This is a genomic window from Dactylosporangium sp. CA-152071 (assembly GCF_050936335.1).
Classification (GTDB): domain Bacteria; phylum Actinomycetota; class Actinomycetes; order Mycobacteriales; family Micromonosporaceae; genus Dactylosporangium; species Dactylosporangium maewongense.
Genome location: NZ_JBNJMZ010000002.1, coordinates 914,879 through 930,607 on the forward strand (window position 1 = coordinate 914,879; position 15,729 = coordinate 930,607).

Below are 15,729 nucleotides of genomic sequence, written 5' to 3' on the forward strand. Positions count from 1 at the left end.
CGCATCGACGGCCGGCCCGGCTACCACTCGCCGACGATCTCGATCGAGACGGCCGCCCGCAGGTGCGCCGGCACCTGGTCGCCGACGGCCCGCTCGTACCAGGCGGTTTCCAGGCCCGCCGACGCCGGCACGCGCACCCGGACGCGCACCGGGCCCGACGGCAGCCGGTCCGGTCCTCCGGCGACGACACAGCCGCCGCCGTCGTCGACCGAGACCCGCCCGCCGGTGGCGAGGGCCAGGAACCGTTCGAGGCCCCACCGGGTGCCGCGCCACGCGTACAGGTCGGCGGCGTGCGCGAGGAGGTCCCGGCGCCGCGCGGCCGGGACCGCCGGGTCCCGCGCGATCCCGAGCCACGAGCCCAGCCAGTCCGCGAAGTCGTCTGGCGCCAGCCGCGGATCCAGGTACTCGCCCAGGGTGTCGATGTGCAGCAGCACCGGCGCGAGCAGGTCGTCGATCCCGCCGGCGAGGGCGGCCATGAACCAGTCCTCGGCGACGACCGCCGGTAGGAACGCCGCCACCGGATGCGGCGAGCGCAGCGTCGTCATACGACCACCCGCACCTGATGGCCGAAGGACAGCAGCAGCCCGTCCCGCGGCACCTCGACACGGTCCTGCGCCGCCGACCGCTCCCCGGTCCTCACGTCGGCGGCGTGCAGGGCCAGGTGGTCGACGGTGTCGACGCCGGGCAGCGGTTGCAGCAGCGCGAACAGCTCGCCGTGGCCGACGGCGCGGCCGAAGGGCCAGCCGGTGCCGGCCGGGCCGCCGCGCAACGGGTCCAGGTAGCGCTCCAGCGCCGCGATCGCCGCCGCCTGCAGCAGCTCCACGTCCGTGGCCGGCTGCGCCCGGATCGCCGCGACGACGGTGACCCCCGCGTAGCGGGCGGGCTCGATGGTGACCCGGGCGCCGATGCAGCGGCGCCGGTCCAGGTAGTCCGCGATCCGCCGGTAGGTGCCCTCGTCGACGCGCATGTCCTCGAGCCGCGGCGACACGCCCGCGGGAACGGCCGGCACGACGAGGACGTGGACGCCGCCGTTGTCGTCGGGCACGCAGCGGACGCGGGCGACCTCCGGCGCGGCCTCCCGTGTGAGCACCTCGTAGTCCTCGACGGTGACGGCGCGGCCCCTGGTCCGCAGGTGGACCGGCGCCCGCGCGGCGGCCTCGGCGACGCTCTCCGCGGGCACGCCCCCGGCGGCCGGCCGGCGGTTCGTCACGCGGCTGACGAACGGGATCGCGTCGCGCAGCACGGTGAGCATGCCGGCGGCGACGTTGCCGCCGCGGCCGCCGCCGACGCTGTACCGGGCGGCGCGGACCGCCGCGCCCCGCTGCGGGACGGCGCCGTGCTGGCGCACCGACCCGTCCGGCCGGCGGATCGCCGGGCCGAAGACGACCTCGTCGTGCTCGACGCGCACGGCCCGCCGGTCGGCGTCCACGTCGGCGAACGTCGCGACCTCCGGCCAGGCCTGCCAGCCGTCGCCCTCGTCGACCTCGATCACCGCGGAGCCCGCCACGACCGGGCCGCGTTCGAGCCGGAACCGCTGGCCCGGCCGGCCCTCGGCGACGCCGAGGGGTTCGGCGTCCATGACGTCGGCGTGCTCGGCGGTGACGGTCACCCCGACCGCGACGGCCGAGCAGGCGCGGATCACCGGCGGGTTGACGTAGCCGGGTTCGCCGACGACGAGGCGGGCCCGCACCCAGGACGCGCGGCGGTCGGCGATGACCCGCTCGTGGTGTCCCGCCGGCACGTGCAGCAGCACGTCACCGTCGCGGGTGAGCCCGCCGGTACCGTCGACCTCGACATCACAGGAGCGCCAGCCGTCGTCGGTGGACGCCTCCCACACGATCGGCGGCCGGTTGGGGTCGACGCCGTAGCCGGGGGTGTCGAACCGGAGCTGCAACAGCAGGGCCGTGTCGGCGGCCGGGGCGTCGAGCCCGAAGCAGAGCGCGTCGTCGGGCTGCGCGGGGTCGCCGAACGCGGCCACCCCGACCCCGCCGGTCAGCTCGGCGGTCCGGTCGCGCGGCTGCCCGCCGGCGGCGGTGACCACATGGGTCAGCCCGATGGGCAGGACCACGCCCTCGCGGGTCGTCGTGAAGACCGGCGGCCGGTCGTCGCCGGTGCGCACCGCGGTGACCTGCGTGCCGGCCGGGACCCGCACGGGCTGCCGCTGCGGCGCCGACAGCAGGAACGTCACCTCGGTCCGCGCCGCGCGGGCGGTGAACGGGGCGATCCCGATGAGCTCGAGCAGCCGCCGCTCGTGCAGCTCCGGCACCCGGTTGAGCCGGTAGATCAGCTGGTCGACGAGGGTCGCCACGGCCTCCAGCAGCGTGACGCCCGGGTCGGACGGCTGGGTCGCGGTCCACTCGGGACAGCGGGCACGGACGTGCCGCAGCGCGTCGTCCAGCAGGCTCTGGAAGTCGCGGTCGTCGAGGTTGGGTGCGGGCGTGGGCATCAGCGGCCCTCCGGTTCGTGCGCCGCCGCGACGGGGTCCGGCGCGTCGGCGGGGAACAACTGGAACGGCACGGTGACGGCCCGCGGGTCGCGCTCGCCCACGACCGTGTACCGCAGCGTGATCGTCAACATGCCGGCCTCGGCGTGCTCGAAGCCGACGGTCACGTCGTGCAGCGCGATCCGCGGCTCCCAGCGTTCGATGCTGCGGCGCACCTCGTACGCGGCCCGGCCGGCGGTCGACGCGTCGGCGGGCGCGAACACGAGCTCGTGCAGCGCGCAGCCGAAGTCGGGGCGCATCGGCCGCTCGCCGGGCGCGGTGCCGAGGATGAGCCGGATGCTCTGCTCGATCTGCCGGTCGCCGCCGGCGAGCGCGACCGTGCCGAGCGCGTCGAGGCCGGCCGGGAACGCCCATCCGGCGCCGACGTGGCCCTGCTGCCCCGCGTGCACGGCCCTCACCCGCCGATCAGGACGGTCGGCCAACCGGTCACGATCGGCGCGCCGCATGCCGTGATGTCGCCCATCCGCGCCGCCGGCAGGCCCCCGATGAGCACCGTGGGCGCGCCGGTCGCCACCGGGGACGGCGGGTGCACCGCCGGCGGCGGGAACGAGCACACGTGCAGGTCGCCCTGGCGGGCGGCGGGCGCGCCGCCGATGAGGACGGTCGGTGCCCCGCCCACGAGCACGCCGGGGTGCCCGGTGGGGTCACCCATCCTTGCCGCGGGACGCATCGCCCCACTCCTTCCGATGGTCAGTTGAGCCTGATGACGGCCGCGCGCACGACGGCCTGCCCGTTCGCGGTGATCTCGGCGTCCGCGTCCGCCTCGACGCTGACCCGCCGGCCGCGCAGGGTCAGGTCGCCGGTGCCGGCGTCGAGGGTCACGCCGCGGCCGCTGACGTGCACGGCGCCGGTGGCGCTGTCCAGGCGCACCGTCGCGGCGCCGCCGGCGGTGGCGATCAGCACCCCGCCGTCCTCGATCAGCTCGACGCGGTGGCCGTGCCGGGACACGAACCCGCGGACCGCGACGGCGCCACTCACCGGGTCGACCGGCTCCCGCGACAGCTGCGGCACGGGGTCGGTGCCGTTGTGCAGGCCGCCGACGACGTACGGCGCGTCGAGGTCGTCGCCCGCGAACCCGGCGAGGACCTCGTCGCCGACCTCCGGCAGCACCAGCGCGCCGCGGCCCGGGCCGGCGCCCGGCTGCACGGTGCGCGCCCAGCCGGTGGTGTAGCCGGGCGCGAGCCACGGCAGGATCAGCCGGACCCGGCCCAGGCCGAGCGGGTCGCGCACGTCGCCGACGACCGCCGGGACCAGGCCGCGCACCGGGCCGGGCGGCCGCGGTGCCGGGGTGGGGCGGGCGACGGTGAAGGCGGTCGTGTACCCGGCCTGCGCGTCGAACGTGTGCCGCACGCCGGTCAGCACGTGCCGGCCCTCGAACGGCTCGCCCGCGTCGACGAGCTCGACCGCGACGCCGGGCCGCAGCGCCGGGTCGCCCTCGGCGAGGCCTTCCAGCTCGACGGCCGCGGCGGCGCGGGCCGCGGCCGCCTCCGCCGCCACGCGCACCAGGTCGGGCCGGTGCGCGACGCCGCCGACCCGCTGCTCGACGCCGCCGGCGGTGCCCGGCACCGGCTCCGTCGCCTGCACGGCGCGCTTCGTCGTCAGGTCCCACGCGTGCGCGGCCACGGCACCGGCCGCCGGGCGGCTGCGGGTGGCCCGCAGCGCGAGCAGCGACCGGGCCGCGAGCGGCAGCGGCTCGGCGCCGTCGTCCGCGGGGGCGAAGTGCAGCGCACCGGCCACGACCGCCGGGCGCGCGCCGAACAGCTCGCCGAGCCGCAGCAGGAACTCCCAGTCGGTGACGTCGTCCTGGCTGAGCTGGCCGTCCCAGGCGGCGCGGGCGGCGGCGCCGGTCTCGGCGACCGGCACGGCGCGCAGCCCGGCCCGCGCGGCGATCGCGGCGACGATCTCCGACACGCTCATGCCCAGGTACGCGGCGACCCGCCGGGCGCCCTGCAGCCGGTGGGTGGCGTCCAGCCCGCGCACCTCGGTGGTCGTGCCGCCCGGCCCGAACTCGCGCTCGACGGAGGTCACCTCGCCGTCGGTGAGCGTGCGGGCGGGCCGCCCCGGCACCGGGACGCGGACGGAGACCTCGGCGCCGATGCGCAGACCGGCCTTGTCGAGGGCGGCCTGCTGCGGGTCGCCGAACCGGAGGGTGAACATCGCCGGCAGCCCGGTGTCGTCGTCGACCCGCGCGTACGTCAGCATCGCCGCCACGTCGTCGGGCAGCGCGACCCCGTCGACCTCGATCAGGAACGTCACGGCGCACCGCCCCGCGGCCCGGGGATCACCAGCCGCGTGCCCGGCGTGAGGCGCAGCGGGTCGTCGATCCCGCTGGCCTCGGCGATGCGCCGCCAGGCCGCCGGGTCGCCGTACGCCTCGAACGCCACCGACGTGAGCGTGTCACCGGCGGCGACGACGTGGACGCGCTCGCCCGGCGGCGCGGCCCGCCGCAGCCCGGACGGCGCCTCCGTGGACAGCTCCTCCAGGGTCACCGCGCAGGTGGCGCGCACCGGCGTGCCGTCCGGGGTGAAGAGGCTGTACCTGGCGGTGACGCTGCTGACATACGCGGGGAAGCTCATCGTGCCGCCCCAGTGGAACAGCACCCACGGCGGGGATCCGCGCCGGCCCGCGCGGCTGCGCTCGGTCGGCACGCAGCACTCGAAGAGCCGCTCGACGGCCGCGACGACCCGGTCGTCCATCGTGTCGGTGGCGTCGAAGAACATCTCGACCTGCAGGCGGCTCGGCTCGGCGCCGGTGAACTGCGGCGGTCCGCTGCGCCGGGCGTCGCGCTGCGGGTCGCGGCGCCACCGGGTGTGCTTGGTGACGATCAGCTCGGTCGGGTTGAACTGGAACTCGATGACGCCGAGCACCGCGTCGCCGGGCGCGCCGGGGGTCCCGCCCGGCGCCGGCTCACGCAGCTCCAGGTAGGCCCGTTGCAGACCGGCGGGCGCCGCGGCCGACGGGTGTCCGGAGTGGACGGTGCTCAGGCTGACGGGCGTCGTCACACGCACCCACCTCCGGCCGTGGTCATCTCAGCCTGCCCAGGAGCCGATGAAACCGTGGTGGGCGAGCTCCACGGTCTCGGTGATGACGGCGGCGCGCCCCGGGTCCAGCCGCGGGCCGCTCCAGCGCACCGGCAGCACGTCGCGCAGCGCCCAGCGGGCGACGACCGCCCCCGACGCGCCGCGCGCCTCGATGACCGCGGTGGCCCGCCGCACGCCGCCGGGCGCGCCGGTGAACCACCGGGCCAGCTTCGCGCTGTCCGGCGTGACCGGGCGGGACAGCCGCACGTTGGAGTACCGCACCCCCGTCGGCAGCTGCCAGACCCAGCCGTTGTTGCCGCCCTCGGCCCGCTCCTCGACGACGACCTCCGCGCCCAGGCCCTCGCAGCTGTCGAAGGCGCCGAGGCTCTCGTCGTCGATGCTGACGACGAAGTACACCGCGTAGTCGTCGCTCCAGTCGCTCACCGGCGGCCGTGCCCGTCACGGCGGTCGCGTTCGGCCCGCTGCCGCGCGGTGATGCTGCGCAGCAACGGATCCAGCAGCCGGGCGGCGAGCGCGTCGAGGTCCGGCGGCGGGGCCGCCGGCGCGGCGGCGCCCGGCGACGGTGGCGGGGCGGACGGCGCCGGGAAGACCACGACCCGCTCGGCGGGCGCGGGAGGCGCCGGGAAGGCCGCCGGCGGCGGGAACACCGCGGTGCGGGTGACGGGTGCGGCGCCGGCGGGCTCGAGCACCGCGGGCCGCGGCGGGGGCGGCGGCGCGGGCACTGCCAGGGGCAGCGGGATGCGGCGGCTGCCGCCGGGCGCCACCCGCACCCGGACCGCCGGGACGGCCAGGACGGCCAGCGGCCGCGGGTCGACGACGGACGGCCCGGCGCCGGCGAGCGCCCTCGGGTCCCGGTGCGTGGCGGGGCCGGTCACCGCGCGCCGCCCGCGCTCAGCCGGGTGTTGATCCGCGCGATCTCGGTCGCGTAGCGGCGCCGGTCTGCGTGCTCCAGGTCCAGGATCGCGTCCAGGGACCAGTGGAAGTGGTAGGCGAGGTACGCGGTCTCCTCGTGGAGCCGGTCGGCCGCGTACGTCACGATTCCCCCAGGCGGCTGCCGGACAGGTCGACGGCGATCCCGGTGCCGCAGCCGGGGCAGGTCACCGAGGCGGTCGGCGGGCCGTCGGTGTTGAGCCGCCGGTACAGGTCCTGCAGGTGGGCGACGTCGACGGCGAACAGGTCCTCGACCAGCCCCGCGTGGATGTCGGTCACCGTGCCGATCCGCACGACGACCCGGGCCAGCAGCACCACCGTCAGGTACGCCGGGTTCTCCCGCACCCGGTCGTCGCGCAGCGGCACCAGCTCGTCCCGCGCGGTGGCGAGGCGCATCACGCCGTCGCGGTGCACCACGCCGGCCGGGTCCACATAGCCGCGCGGCAGCTCGAAGGGGAACTCGGTCCGCAGGCCGGCGGGCGCGCTCACTCGACCTCCATCTGCTCGTAGGTGACGATGAGGGTCTCGGTGAGCACGCCGGGGTCCCCCGCCCGCAGCGCGCCGATCTCGAGGCTGCGCGGCCAGGCGCCGCTGATCCGGTACCGCTTCAGGGGGCTGCCCTCCTGGTCGTACACGATGACCGCGCCGCCGCGGCGGGCCTCGCCGATCCGGCCGAACCTGGCCGCCTGCAGCCACTTCTCGAAGCCGTTGTCGGCCGTGAGCGGGCGCACCAGCGTGAGCTCGCCGCCGTGACTGCGGCCGGGCAGCTTGCGCACCACGTAACGTCCGTCGGCGGTGTGCTGCCTGACCTCGATGACGTCGTGCTCCATCTTCAGCCCGCGCACCTCGGAGATCTGCTTGATGACGATCCCGTCGATCTCCAGGCCGAACGAGTGCCCGAGCGCCGCGTCGTAGTCCGCCAGTGCCATGACCGCGCCTACCCCTCGAGGAACGCCGCGCCGGACGCGGACTGGGCCAGCCGGAACACGATGAACTCCGCCGGCCGTACCGGCGCGACACCGACCTCGCAGATCACGGCGCCGCTGTCGACGGACTCGGCCGGGTTGTTGCTCGCGTCGCAGACGACGAAGAACGCCTCGTCGGGGGTGCGGCCGAAGAGCGCGCCCCGGCGCCACTGCTCCGTGAGGAACGCCGCGACGGTGCGCCGCACCTTCGCCCACAGCTCCGCGTCGTTCGGCTCGAACACCGCCCACTGGGTGCCGTACAGGATGGAGCGCTCGAGGTGGTTGAACAGCCGCCGGACGTTCAGGTGCCGCCAGGCCGGGTCCGACGACAGCGTGCGGGCGCCCCACACCCGGATGCCCCGGCCCGGCTGCGCCATGAGCGCGTTGACCCCGACCGGGTTGAGCAGGCTCACCTCGCTCGCTGACAGCCGCACGTCGAGGTCGACGGCGCCGCGGATCGCCTCGTTGGCGGGCGCCTTGTGCACGCCCCGGGTCGCGTCGGTGCGCGCCCAGACCCCGGCGATGTGCCCGCTCGGCGGCACCGACCGCGTGCGCCCCTCGACCGGGTCGAACACCCGGATCCACGGGTAGTAGAGGGCGGCGTACTTCGAGTCGAACCCGGCGGCGTCCCGGCGCCACTCCAGCGCCTGCATCGGCGACAGTCCCGGCGGCGGGTCCAGCACCGCCATCCGGTCGCCCATCATCTCGCAGTGCGCGATCATCGACAGCTGCACGGCCTTCACCGCGTCGAGGTCGAGGTCGCCGCGCTGGTACAGCGCCATCAGGTCGGGCACGACGACCGTCGACACGTCCGGCACGGACTCCAGGCCGCCGAGCCCGGTCCGGTCGGCGGCATCGCCGACGAAGTCGTCGGCGTGCGGCGCGGGCGCGTCGGCGTGCAGCGGGTAACGGCCGGGACGCGGCTTGACCCGCCGCGACGAGCCGGACTCGACGCGGACGAGGCGCGAGACCTCGTTCACGCTCTGCGGGCCGACGATCGTCTCGGCGAGCCGGTCGTCCAGGTACACGCGCACCTCGTCGTCCGCGACCTCGACGGTGACGCGGCCGGTGCTCAGCCCGTCGCGGGCGACGAACCGGACCTCGCCGGCGGTGGCGGACGGCAGCTCCATCCGGCCGGCGCCGACGCGCACGATGTAGCAGTCGCCGCCGCCGTTGAGGAACCAGCCGTAGACCGCGTGACCCAGGTAGGTGCCGGCCACGAAGTCGCCGAAGGTCCGCCGGAACGAGGCCCAGTCGGCGACCATCGTCGGCGTGTTGAACGGCCCCTGTTCGGCGAGGCCCACGAACGCGGGGACCGAGGTGCCGATCGCCGCCACCGGGCGGCTCCCGCCCTCGATCTCCTCGACGTACACGCCGGGCGCGAGATAGCTGGGTGCCACGTCATGCCTCCGTCAGAGCCGGTCGGTGCTGTGGGTCGGCGATGCTCAGCCGCAGCCCGGTCCCGACCGGCGGGCCCACGGGCCGCGCCATGTCGGGGGTGACCGGGACGGTGACGGCGAGGCACACGGCCGCTTTCAGCGGGATGCCCAGCCCGGCGCACAGCCCGGGCGGCGCGTCCCGCAGCGCCATGGTCACGGGCTCCGCGATGGACGCGAGGTGCTCCGGGGGCAGCACCGGATGGCGCAGGGCCATCTGGAGGACCGCGTCGAGCAGCCCGTGCGCGGCGAGCGGGTCGACCGCCCAGGCCGTCACGGCGTATGACAGCACGATGTACCGCGGCGGCGGCCGCACCCCGACGACCCGCCCGTCCTCGTCGTGCAGGCGGACCGCGCCGTGCTGCCGCCGCGTCACGTCCTCGGCGAGGTCGAACAGGGACACGTCGACCCGCACCGACATGTCCCCCACGGGCGCGTCGAGCGACAGCTGGACCTCGCGGCCCAGCTCCTCGTACAGCAACGCGCTCAGCGCCCGCCCCACCTCGGCGATCACCGGCGCCACCGACCGGACCTCGTCACGGGGGTGAGCATGCACCCCACCCCTCATCGACGAGTCATCGCCGGCTTAACGCCGCTACGGTTTCACCCCCGTGCCGAGCACCTTGTCGCCGGTGTGCGTCGCGGGCGGGAACGTGGCGACAGGGACGTTCAGCGCGGTCAGCGCGGCGTCGAGGAAGTCGCGCCAGATCGCGCCGGGCAGCGTGCCGCCGATGATCGCCCTGCCGTCCCGGTCGACGATCTTCTGCTCCTCGCTCTTGTTGCCGACCCACACGGCGACGGCGAGACCGCTGGACTTCCTGGCGGGGTCGGAGGCGGTGTAGCCGGCCATCCACGCGTGCGCGTTGTCGGTGGTCTGGGCCAGCTGCCACGCCCCGGCGGTGCCGGCGAGCTGGCGGTCGTCGTGGGTGCGCAGGCCGTACCGCTTCGGCACGCCCTGCAGGACGGCGTTCAGGTCGTCGGCCATGGCCTCGGTGAAGCCCGGGATCCGCTTCGGGTTGACGACCTCGCCGTAGGTCTTCTTGCCGTCGGTCCACACCTCCTTGAGGAAGTGCGCCTTCGTGGCGACCCCGCGGTTGGCGAACGTGGCCATGCCGGCGGCGTGGTCGAGCACCGTCACCGGGTACTGGCCGAAGCCGACCTCCGTGTTGAAGTACTTCGGGAAGACGTCCTTGCCCGACGCCTTCGCCAGATCGACCTTCACGAACCTGCCGTCGATCGAGGCCCACATGCTCCCGATCCCCGCGGCGCGGGCCGTGTCGATCACCTTCGCGGGGCCGGCCGCCGCGGCGAGCGCGAAGTACGGCGTGTTGAGCGCCATGACGGTGGCCTCGCTGAGCGTGCACCACTTCGGCGAGCCCGAGCTGCACGCCGGCGCCGCCGTGGGGTTCTCGCCGGCGTTCCTGATCGGGTTGCGGCTCGTCCGGCCGCTGCCCGGGAACTCCTGCGGCGACTCGCCGTTCCAGTACGAGTCGATGGAGTATCCGGCGCTCAGGCCGGCCGCGAGGGTGTACACGTCGAACGACGCGCCGGCAGGGTGCCCGCCGCAGCAGCTGTCGGTGCCGTCGCCGAGCACCGGGTCGGCGTAGGAGCCGGCGAAGTCGCCGCCGTTGCCGGTGTCGCCGCCGTAGTAGGCCTTGACCGCGCCGGTGCCGGGCTCGACCGCGACGAGCGCGGCCTGCAGGTTGGCGGGCTGCTTGTCCATGTTGGACTCGGCGTTGCGGCCCGCCTCGCGCACCGCGATCTGCTGTGCGGTCCTGTCGATCGTGGTGACGATCTTCAGGCCGCCGTTGCGGAGCCGGTCGAAGTGCTTCCTGCCGTCGGGCGCGGCGTCCTCGTACAGCGGCTGCCCGGTCTTCGGGTCGGTCAGCGCCGCCACCTCGCCGAGCACGTGGTGGACGATCAGCCCCTCGGGCTTGTCCATGCCGCCGGCCACCTTGGTCGCGTCCGCGCGGGCCTGCGCCGCGGTCAGCACCTTCGCCGGGTAGGCCAGCTTCTGGTCCGCGTCGGCCGGCGTCACGAAGCCGAGCTCGACCATCTGCCGTTTGATCTCGTCGAACCGCTCGTGGGCCCGCTCGGCGTCGACCGTCGGGTCGAACGGGCTGCCCTTGCCGTCGCCCTCGGGGTTGTCGACGAGCCCGGCGAGCACCGCGCCCTCGGCGGCCGTCAGGTCCTTCACCGACTTGCCGAAGTACGCCTGCGCCGCCGCCTGCACCCCGTACGCGCCGCGGCCGAAGTACATGATGTTCAGGTACTGCTCGAGGATCTGGTCCTTGCTGTACTGCCGGTTGAGCTTGGTCGCGATGACCGCCTCGCGCGCCTTCCGCGCGAACGACGTGCCTTCGAGCTCGGCCCAGCGCCGCGCGTACTGCTGGCTGATCGTCGACCCGCCGTGCCGGCCGTCGCCGGCGACATGGTTCCACACCGCGCCGGCCGCCTCCCAGTAGTCGACGCCGCTGTTGGTGTAGAACGTCGGGTCCTGCGCCGCGACGAACGCGTGCTGCACGTCGACGGGGATGTCCCCGAACGTGACCAGCGTCCGGTTGACCGAACCGATCCGCGCCATCGGCGTCGTGCCGTCGGCGTAGTAGATCGTCGTCACCCGGTCCATGGTGATGTCGCCGGGCATGGCGACGCTGTCGTAGTAGTACGTGCCCCCAACCAGCCCGAGACCGGCGATGAGGACGAGCACGAGCGCCGACCTGAGCAGGACCTTCCGCCACCGCCTCCGCCGGCCCTTGCCCGCTGGTGTCCCGGCGGCTTCCGGTGTACCGGCAGCGCCCGGCGCACGGTCCACCGCCTCCGGCGCGCCTGCGGCCTCATCCGTGCCGGCCGCGTCAGGCGCTTTCGGCGCCGGCCGCTCGCTGCTCTGGTCGTCGTCCATGTCGTCTGCCCCGTCGTCGAATGGCCATCGATCGCCACAGATCGTACAGACAGTGAACGGATCCGGGGGAACCTGCGTGTTTGAGTACATGACAGTGACACACAGCAACGACGAAGTGCTCGCGAGGCTGATCGGGCGCACCGCGGAGGCGTCATCGGCGTTCATCCGCGGCGACGTCCGCCGCTACGTGGAACTGCTCCCGCACGCGGCCGGATACACGCTCATGCCGCCGTACGGCGAGGTCAGGCACGGCGTCGACCACTCCGGGGAGTCCCTCGACGCGACCGCCCGCTGGTTCCAGGGCGGCGAGTGCTCGCTGGAGGTCGTGCGCGCCGACCGCTCCGGCGACCTGGCGGTGATCGTGGCGATCGAACGGCAGCACGGCGTAGTCGGCGGCCTGCCGCTGCAGGACTGGTCGCTGCGGGTCACGCTGGTGTTCCACCGCTCGGGTGACACGTGGGCCCTCGCCCACCGGCACGCCGACCCGCTCGTGCACCCCATCGACCACGACCAGCTCTCCCGACTGGCCCGCGGCGCCGTTTGAGCCTTCGCGGCCCGGGCCTCCGACTGCCCCGCGGCGTTACTTGTGGCCTTCCCCCTCTCGGTCCTCGGCGGCGCGGCCAGGGCGGTCGACAGGGTGCGGGCGGTGTCGATGAGCCGCACGTGACTGAACGCCTGCGGGAAGTTCCCAACCAGCCGGCACTCGGCCGTCACCGGCCGCCACGACGAGCTCGGCGCGGGTCGCCAGGTTCTCCCCGTGCGTCTCCACCGGCGTCCGCAGCCACACCGCGTCCGGCTCGGCCACCCGCGACGAGGGCGCCCTGCTCCCGGTACACCCACGGGACCACCTTGCCGTAGTCGAACCGCAGCCGCAGGTCCACGCACATCGGCACCCGCCCGCTGACCCCTTCGACGATCCGCACCACGTCGGGCGCCTGCCCGCGCGGCGGCATGAAGTCGATGAGCCGCACCACCCCGTCCCCACCGCTGGCCTTGTCGTCGTGACGGAAGCGTTCCAGCGGCGCCAGGAGACGGAGTTCGCCCGCTGGTAGCAGGCTGCCTGCGCCGCGTGCCAGCCGGCAGCCTCGTGTCAGTGGTGTTCCCGACCGGCGTCGACCGCCTCCAGCGGGGACGGTCTCCATCAAACGCTGGCTCGCCGGCCCGCTGCGGTTGGCGCCGCCTCTACAGTGCCGTCGGTGATCGCAACAACAAACCGGTCGTCCCGCCACTGGCACCCGCCAGGTTCACCGGCGGCGCCTGTACGTCGCCCGGCCGGGCCTCGGTGCCTGCCGCATTCAGGACTCCGCTCGCCGCTGGTCGATGCGTGCTTGCATGGCCTCGAACATCGCGTGCGCCCGCGCCTCGTGCTCGTCGATCTGCGCCTCCACCGCGGCGATGATCAACTCACTCTGCGCGCCGGACCGGGCGTGCCGGAGCACCGCGTAGGCGAGCTGGTCGATGTCCTCCGGATTGAGTGGTAGCCGCCACCGGCGCACGAACGGCCCCAGCGCTGTCGCGGCGTCGAACATCTCACGCTCGGTCGGCTCGGTCGGCGGGGACGGTTCGGTCGTCACGCCCCAGGTATACACCGCGCCGTGACTCCCGGCGCATGATGGGCGGATGACACTGCGGCGCGAGGTCGGCGTGGAGGGATCGCGTGACGCCGGAGATGTCTGGGACCGTTACGTCAGGCCCGCGCGATGGCCGGAGTGGTCGCCCCAGATCCGCTCGGTTGAGTACGGCCGGGAGCGCCTGGCGCCGGGGACGTCCGGGGTCGTGCACGGTCCTGCCGGACTGCGGGTGCCCTTCCAGGTCGTTGACGTCGACGAGGCCGGGCCGGTCCGCGTGTGGGCGTGGACGGTGAAGGCGGCCGGGGTCCGGTTGCACCTCCGCCACACGGTCCGGGCCACCGCGGGTGGCACGTGGACGGGGCTCACCATGGAAGGCTTCGCGCCCGCCGTCCTCGCCTACCTACCGGTCGCCCGCCTGGCCTTGCGTCGGCTGATGCGGTGACCGCCCGCTGTCGGCGGCCCGTGTCGCGCCGACGCGCCAGGCCCGTGGGGATTGCGGGCCTGGCGCGTCGGGCCGGACTCCTACGAGACCGTGCGGGCTGCGCTGGCGTCAGTACCGCAGCGGCTGGACACAGACCCTGCTGTCCGCCCAGCCGCTGCGGTACTGACCCCCGGCGGCGCGGTCCTGCTCGATGCTCAGTTCAGCGTGCAGACCGCGACGCAGACCGTCACCGTGTCGGCCTCGGCGGCAAGTCGACGGACCTGACCGTCGCTGGCACCGTAGACCCCAGCGGCTGGACCCAGGTCCGTCTGTCAGCCCAGCCCCGCACGGTCTCGTAGGACCTTCGGCAAGGTGCGCCAGGCCGGGCCGTCCTGCCGCCGCTGCGTCGCTATGGGCTGCTGTCGCGAAACCGAAATATCCGCCCATCCGCGGAAGTCTCAATAGACGCCGACGCGAATCGTGCCGTCTGGGTCAGGAAGGTAGCCCTGCAGGTTCACCGCAGGATCATCGCTCCAGAACGGCGGATACGGACCGAACGCGATCGTGGCCCCGTCGTGCTCGGCGAACCAGTCGACCAGATCGGCCACGGTGTCCGGCTCCGGCGCCCAGGCGACCATGTCGTCGTGGAGCTCGGGGCCGTCCGCGGCGAGGACCCCGAACACGAGCTCGGCATCCCCGACAAGTTGAGCGAGAGCGAGTTCCAACTGGGCGGACGACGCCTGTCCACGGTAGGACAATTCAGGGCGGACGAAGACCGTGTAGGAGTCCGACGGCTTCCCCGCCCGGAGCGCATGATCCAAGTCGGCGAGGGAGCGAAGCAGATACAACGCACGACTCCCAGCTCCGCCGGCCACCCGGTGCAACAGTACCGATTCGCCCTGATCTGCCAGTACCTGCGCGATCTCAGTGCGCATCTGCGCATCGACGATCGATCTGTGAGTTGGCATGCGGCTCAGGCTACGCGCCGGCGGCCGTAGGCGACCGCCGACGCAACCGGCGTCCGCCTACCGGCGGGTGCAGGGGCAGCAGATGCCGGTCCGGGAGCCCGGGCCGGGTTCGTCCCGCGAGGCGTATTCTCGGCGGGATGATCAGTGTCAACCCGCGCCTCGTCCGGGACGACAAGCCGGTCGAGCGGGCGACGTCCCTCGCTCTTCCCGGCGAGTTGACCGCGCTCATCGTCGCGATCCATGGTGCCGCGGCGGTCGAGATCCCCGCTGACTACGCCGAATTCGTCCGTACCGATGGTGGCGGCCTGTGGACCCTGGACCAGAACGGTGCTCCGGACCCGTACGGCTGGGAGGTCCACCGGTTCTCCACGGCGCTCGCGGCCACCGCGGGGCTGTACGAGCGGGCCGTCACGGAGCAGGAGGACGCTCCGGACTGGGAGCACAAGGCGTCGATCGCGTCGATGCGCAAGGCCGGCTTCTGGCTCGAGATCGGTGGGTACGGCTGGCGGCACCTGCACTACCTGTGCTGCGATCGGTCCCGGGACCAGTACGGCAAGGTCTACGACCTCAACGACGGCGACCCCACCACCGGCATGGTCCCCGATGTGGTCTGGGGCACCTTCAGCGAATACATCAGCTGACACCGAGCGCGCATCGCCAGGTCGTGTCTCCGCTCTGTGACATGCAGTCGTCCGATCAAAGGACTCGGTCACCGGCACCGCACCGCCGGCGGCGTCCCCGAACGCCACGCAACGCGCGTCGGACACCACGACCACGGTCACCGCGTCCGCAACCACGCCCCAGACCAGCAGCCGATCCCCGCCGTCGCCGCCGCGCCGAGCCCCGCGACGCCGAGCAGGAGCACCTGGCGGGTGGCCGTCACACCGCCCCTCGCCGGCGGGAGAGGCGCGGTCGACGGGGAACATTGCGGGCGCGACACCCGCCGCGAGCGCAGGAGCGGGCAGCTTCACCGGGTCGGGCGGGAACGGCTG

Annotated in this window: 20 protein-coding genes; 3 read left to right on the plus strand and 17 right to left on the minus strand. The window is 74.4% G+C overall.

Annotated elements, in window-relative coordinates:
- Window positions 1-20: 20 nt before the first annotated feature.
- The 14 genes from ACQEVZ_RS44280 to ACQEVZ_RS44345 all read right to left on the minus strand — a co-directional run bounded on the left by ACQEVZ_RS44280 (window position 21) and on the right by ACQEVZ_RS44345 (window position 11,777).
- Window positions 21-545, minus strand: a complete 525-nt coding sequence (locus ACQEVZ_RS44280) for a phage tail protein (RefSeq protein WP_433379242.1) — start codon at window positions 543-545, stop codon at window positions 21-23.
- Complete coding sequence (locus tag ACQEVZ_RS44285) at window positions 542-2,446, minus strand: putative baseplate assembly protein (protein WP_433379245.1); 1,905 nt, start codon at window positions 2,444-2,446, stop codon at window positions 542-544. Before ACQEVZ_RS44285 ends, ACQEVZ_RS44280 begins: the two co-directional genes overlap by 4 nt.
- Window positions 2,446-2,901: a GPW/gp25 family protein gene (locus tag ACQEVZ_RS44290; RefSeq protein WP_433379248.1), complete on the minus strand. Its 456-nt coding sequence runs from the start codon at window positions 2,899-2,901 to the stop codon at window positions 2,446-2,448. The genes ACQEVZ_RS44285 and ACQEVZ_RS44290 overlap by 1 nt, the downstream gene beginning before the upstream one ends.
- The gene (locus ACQEVZ_RS44295) at window positions 2,898-3,173 is read right to left on the minus strand and encodes a PAAR domain-containing protein (protein ID WP_433379251.1); all 276 of its coding nucleotides are present in this window, start codon (window positions 3,171-3,173) and stop codon (window positions 2,898-2,900) included. Before ACQEVZ_RS44295 ends, ACQEVZ_RS44290 begins: the two co-directional genes overlap by 4 nt.
- Window positions 3,174-3,193: 20 nt before the next feature.
- Window positions 3,194-4,759, minus strand: coding sequence for a VgrG-related protein (locus tag ACQEVZ_RS44300; RefSeq protein WP_433379254.1), 1,566 nt, complete (start codon window positions 4,757-4,759; stop codon window positions 3,194-3,196).
- Window positions 4,756-5,505: a LysM peptidoglycan-binding domain-containing protein gene (locus tag ACQEVZ_RS44305; RefSeq protein WP_344506885.1), complete on the minus strand. Its 750-nt coding sequence runs from the start codon at window positions 5,503-5,505 to the stop codon at window positions 4,756-4,758. Before ACQEVZ_RS44305 ends, ACQEVZ_RS44300 begins: the two co-directional genes overlap by 4 nt.
- A 27-nt stretch (window positions 5,506-5,532) precedes the next feature.
- Entirely contained in the window at window positions 5,533-5,967 is a 435-nt protein-coding gene (locus ACQEVZ_RS44310; protein WP_433379257.1) for a phage tail protein, read from the minus strand.
- Window positions 5,964-6,419, minus strand: coding sequence for a hypothetical protein (locus ACQEVZ_RS44315; RefSeq protein WP_433379260.1), 456 nt, complete (start codon window positions 6,417-6,419; stop codon window positions 5,964-5,966). Before ACQEVZ_RS44315 ends, ACQEVZ_RS44310 begins: the two co-directional genes overlap by 4 nt.
- Window positions 6,416-6,580 carry a DUF6760 family protein gene (locus ACQEVZ_RS44320; protein ID WP_344506889.1) on the minus strand — a complete coding sequence of 55 codons (165 nt, stop codon included), beginning with the start codon at window positions 6,578-6,580 and terminating at the stop codon, window positions 6,416-6,418. Before ACQEVZ_RS44320 ends, ACQEVZ_RS44315 begins: the two co-directional genes overlap by 4 nt.
- On the minus strand, window positions 6,577-6,963 hold the full coding sequence (locus ACQEVZ_RS44325; RefSeq protein WP_354903375.1) for a hypothetical protein: 387 nt from the start codon (window positions 6,961-6,963) through the stop codon (window positions 6,577-6,579). The genes ACQEVZ_RS44320 and ACQEVZ_RS44325 overlap by 4 nt, the downstream gene beginning before the upstream one ends.
- Window positions 6,960-7,403, minus strand: coding sequence for a phage tail protein (locus ACQEVZ_RS44330; protein WP_344506892.1), 444 nt, complete (start codon window positions 7,401-7,403; stop codon window positions 6,960-6,962). The genes ACQEVZ_RS44325 and ACQEVZ_RS44330 overlap by 4 nt, the downstream gene beginning before the upstream one ends.
- 8 nt (window positions 7,404-7,411) lie before the next feature.
- Complete coding sequence (locus ACQEVZ_RS44335; protein ID WP_433379265.1) at window positions 7,412-8,839, minus strand: phage tail sheath family protein; 1,428 nt, start codon at window positions 8,837-8,839, stop codon at window positions 7,412-7,414.
- A 1-nt stretch (window position 8,840) separates the two neighbouring features.
- A complete protein-coding gene (locus ACQEVZ_RS44340) occupies window positions 8,841-9,398 on the minus strand; it encodes a Pvc16 family protein (RefSeq protein WP_344506896.1) in 558 nt (185 codons plus the stop codon).
- Window positions 9,399-9,470: 72 nt separating this feature from the next.
- Window positions 9,471-11,777 carry a transglycosylase domain-containing protein gene (locus ACQEVZ_RS44345; protein ID WP_433379269.1) on the minus strand — a complete coding sequence of 769 codons (2,307 nt, stop codon included), beginning with the start codon at window positions 11,775-11,777 and terminating at the stop codon, window positions 9,471-9,473.
- Between the two features lie 88 nt (window positions 11,778-11,865).
- Between ACQEVZ_RS44345 and ACQEVZ_RS44350 the strand changes: the two genes are divergently transcribed.
- Window positions 11,866-12,321 carry a YybH family protein gene (locus ACQEVZ_RS44350; RefSeq protein ID WP_433379272.1) on the plus strand — a complete coding sequence of 152 codons (456 nt, stop codon included), beginning with the start codon at window positions 11,866-11,868 and terminating at the stop codon, window positions 12,319-12,321.
- A 166-nt stretch (window positions 12,322-12,487) separates the two neighbouring features.
- Here ACQEVZ_RS44350 and ACQEVZ_RS44355 read toward each other — a convergent pair whose 3' ends face one another.
- Window positions 12,488-12,748, minus strand: coding sequence for a hypothetical protein (locus ACQEVZ_RS44355; RefSeq protein ID WP_433379275.1), 261 nt, complete (start codon window positions 12,746-12,748; stop codon window positions 12,488-12,490).
- Window positions 12,749-13,072: 324 nt separating this feature from the next.
- Complete coding sequence (locus ACQEVZ_RS44360; protein ID WP_433379278.1) at window positions 13,073-13,351, minus strand: hypothetical protein; 279 nt, start codon at window positions 13,349-13,351, stop codon at window positions 13,073-13,075.
- A gap of 46 nt (window positions 13,352-13,397) precedes the next feature.
- On the opposite strand from ACQEVZ_RS44360, the gene ACQEVZ_RS44365 reads away from it, so the two are divergent.
- Window positions 13,398-13,790 carry an SRPBCC family protein gene (locus tag ACQEVZ_RS44365; protein ID WP_433379281.1) on the plus strand — a complete coding sequence of 131 codons (393 nt, stop codon included), beginning with the start codon at window positions 13,398-13,400 and terminating at the stop codon, window positions 13,788-13,790.
- A gap of 437 nt (window positions 13,791-14,227) precedes the next feature.
- Here the strand turns inward: ACQEVZ_RS44365 and ACQEVZ_RS44370 are convergent, their stop codons facing one another.
- Window positions 14,228-14,737: a hypothetical protein gene (locus ACQEVZ_RS44370; protein WP_433379284.1), complete on the minus strand. Its 510-nt coding sequence runs from the start codon at window positions 14,735-14,737 to the stop codon at window positions 14,228-14,230.
- A gap of 137 nt (window positions 14,738-14,874) precedes the next feature.
- Between ACQEVZ_RS44370 and ACQEVZ_RS44375 the strand changes: the two genes are divergently transcribed.
- Window positions 14,875-15,378 (plus strand): hypothetical protein, encoded by a 504-nt coding sequence (locus ACQEVZ_RS44375; RefSeq protein WP_433379287.1) that lies wholly within the window; start codon window positions 14,875-14,877, stop codon window positions 15,376-15,378.
- Window positions 15,379-15,729: the final 351 nt, after the last annotated feature.

Excerpts from the sequence above, each read along its gene's own strand:
- ACQEVZ_RS44295 (WP_433379251.1), bottom strand. The coding sequence starts at position 3,173 with ATGCGTCCCGCGGCAAGGATGGGTGACCCCACCGGGCACCCCGGCGTG.
- ACQEVZ_RS44370 (WP_433379284.1), bottom strand. The coding sequence starts at position 14,737 with ATGCCAACTCACAGATCGATCGTCGATGCGCAGATGCGCACTGAGATC.
- ACQEVZ_RS44365 (WP_433379281.1), top strand. The coding sequence starts at position 13,398 with ATGACACTGCGGCGCGAGGTCGGCGTGGAGGGATCGCGTGACGCCGGA.
- ACQEVZ_RS44330 (WP_344506892.1), bottom strand. The coding sequence starts at position 7,403 with ATGGCACTGGCGGACTACGACGCGGCGCTCGGGCACTCGTTCGGCCTG.
- ACQEVZ_RS44345 (WP_433379269.1), bottom strand. The coding sequence starts at position 11,777 with ATGGACGACGACCAGAGCAGCGAGCGGCCGGCGCCGAAAGCGCCTGAC.
- ACQEVZ_RS44375 (WP_433379287.1), top strand. The coding sequence starts at position 14,875 with ATGATCAGTGTCAACCCGCGCCTCGTCCGGGACGACAAGCCGGTCGAG.
- ACQEVZ_RS44350 (WP_433379272.1), top strand. The coding sequence starts at position 11,866 with ATGACAGTGACACACAGCAACGACGAAGTGCTCGCGAGGCTGATCGGG.
- ACQEVZ_RS44280 (WP_433379242.1), bottom strand. The coding sequence starts at position 545 with ATGACGACGCTGCGCTCGCCGCATCCGGTGGCGGCGTTCCTACCGGCG.
- ACQEVZ_RS44285 (WP_433379245.1), bottom strand. The coding sequence starts at position 2,446 with ATGCCCACGCCCGCACCCAACCTCGACGACCGCGACTTCCAGAGCCTG.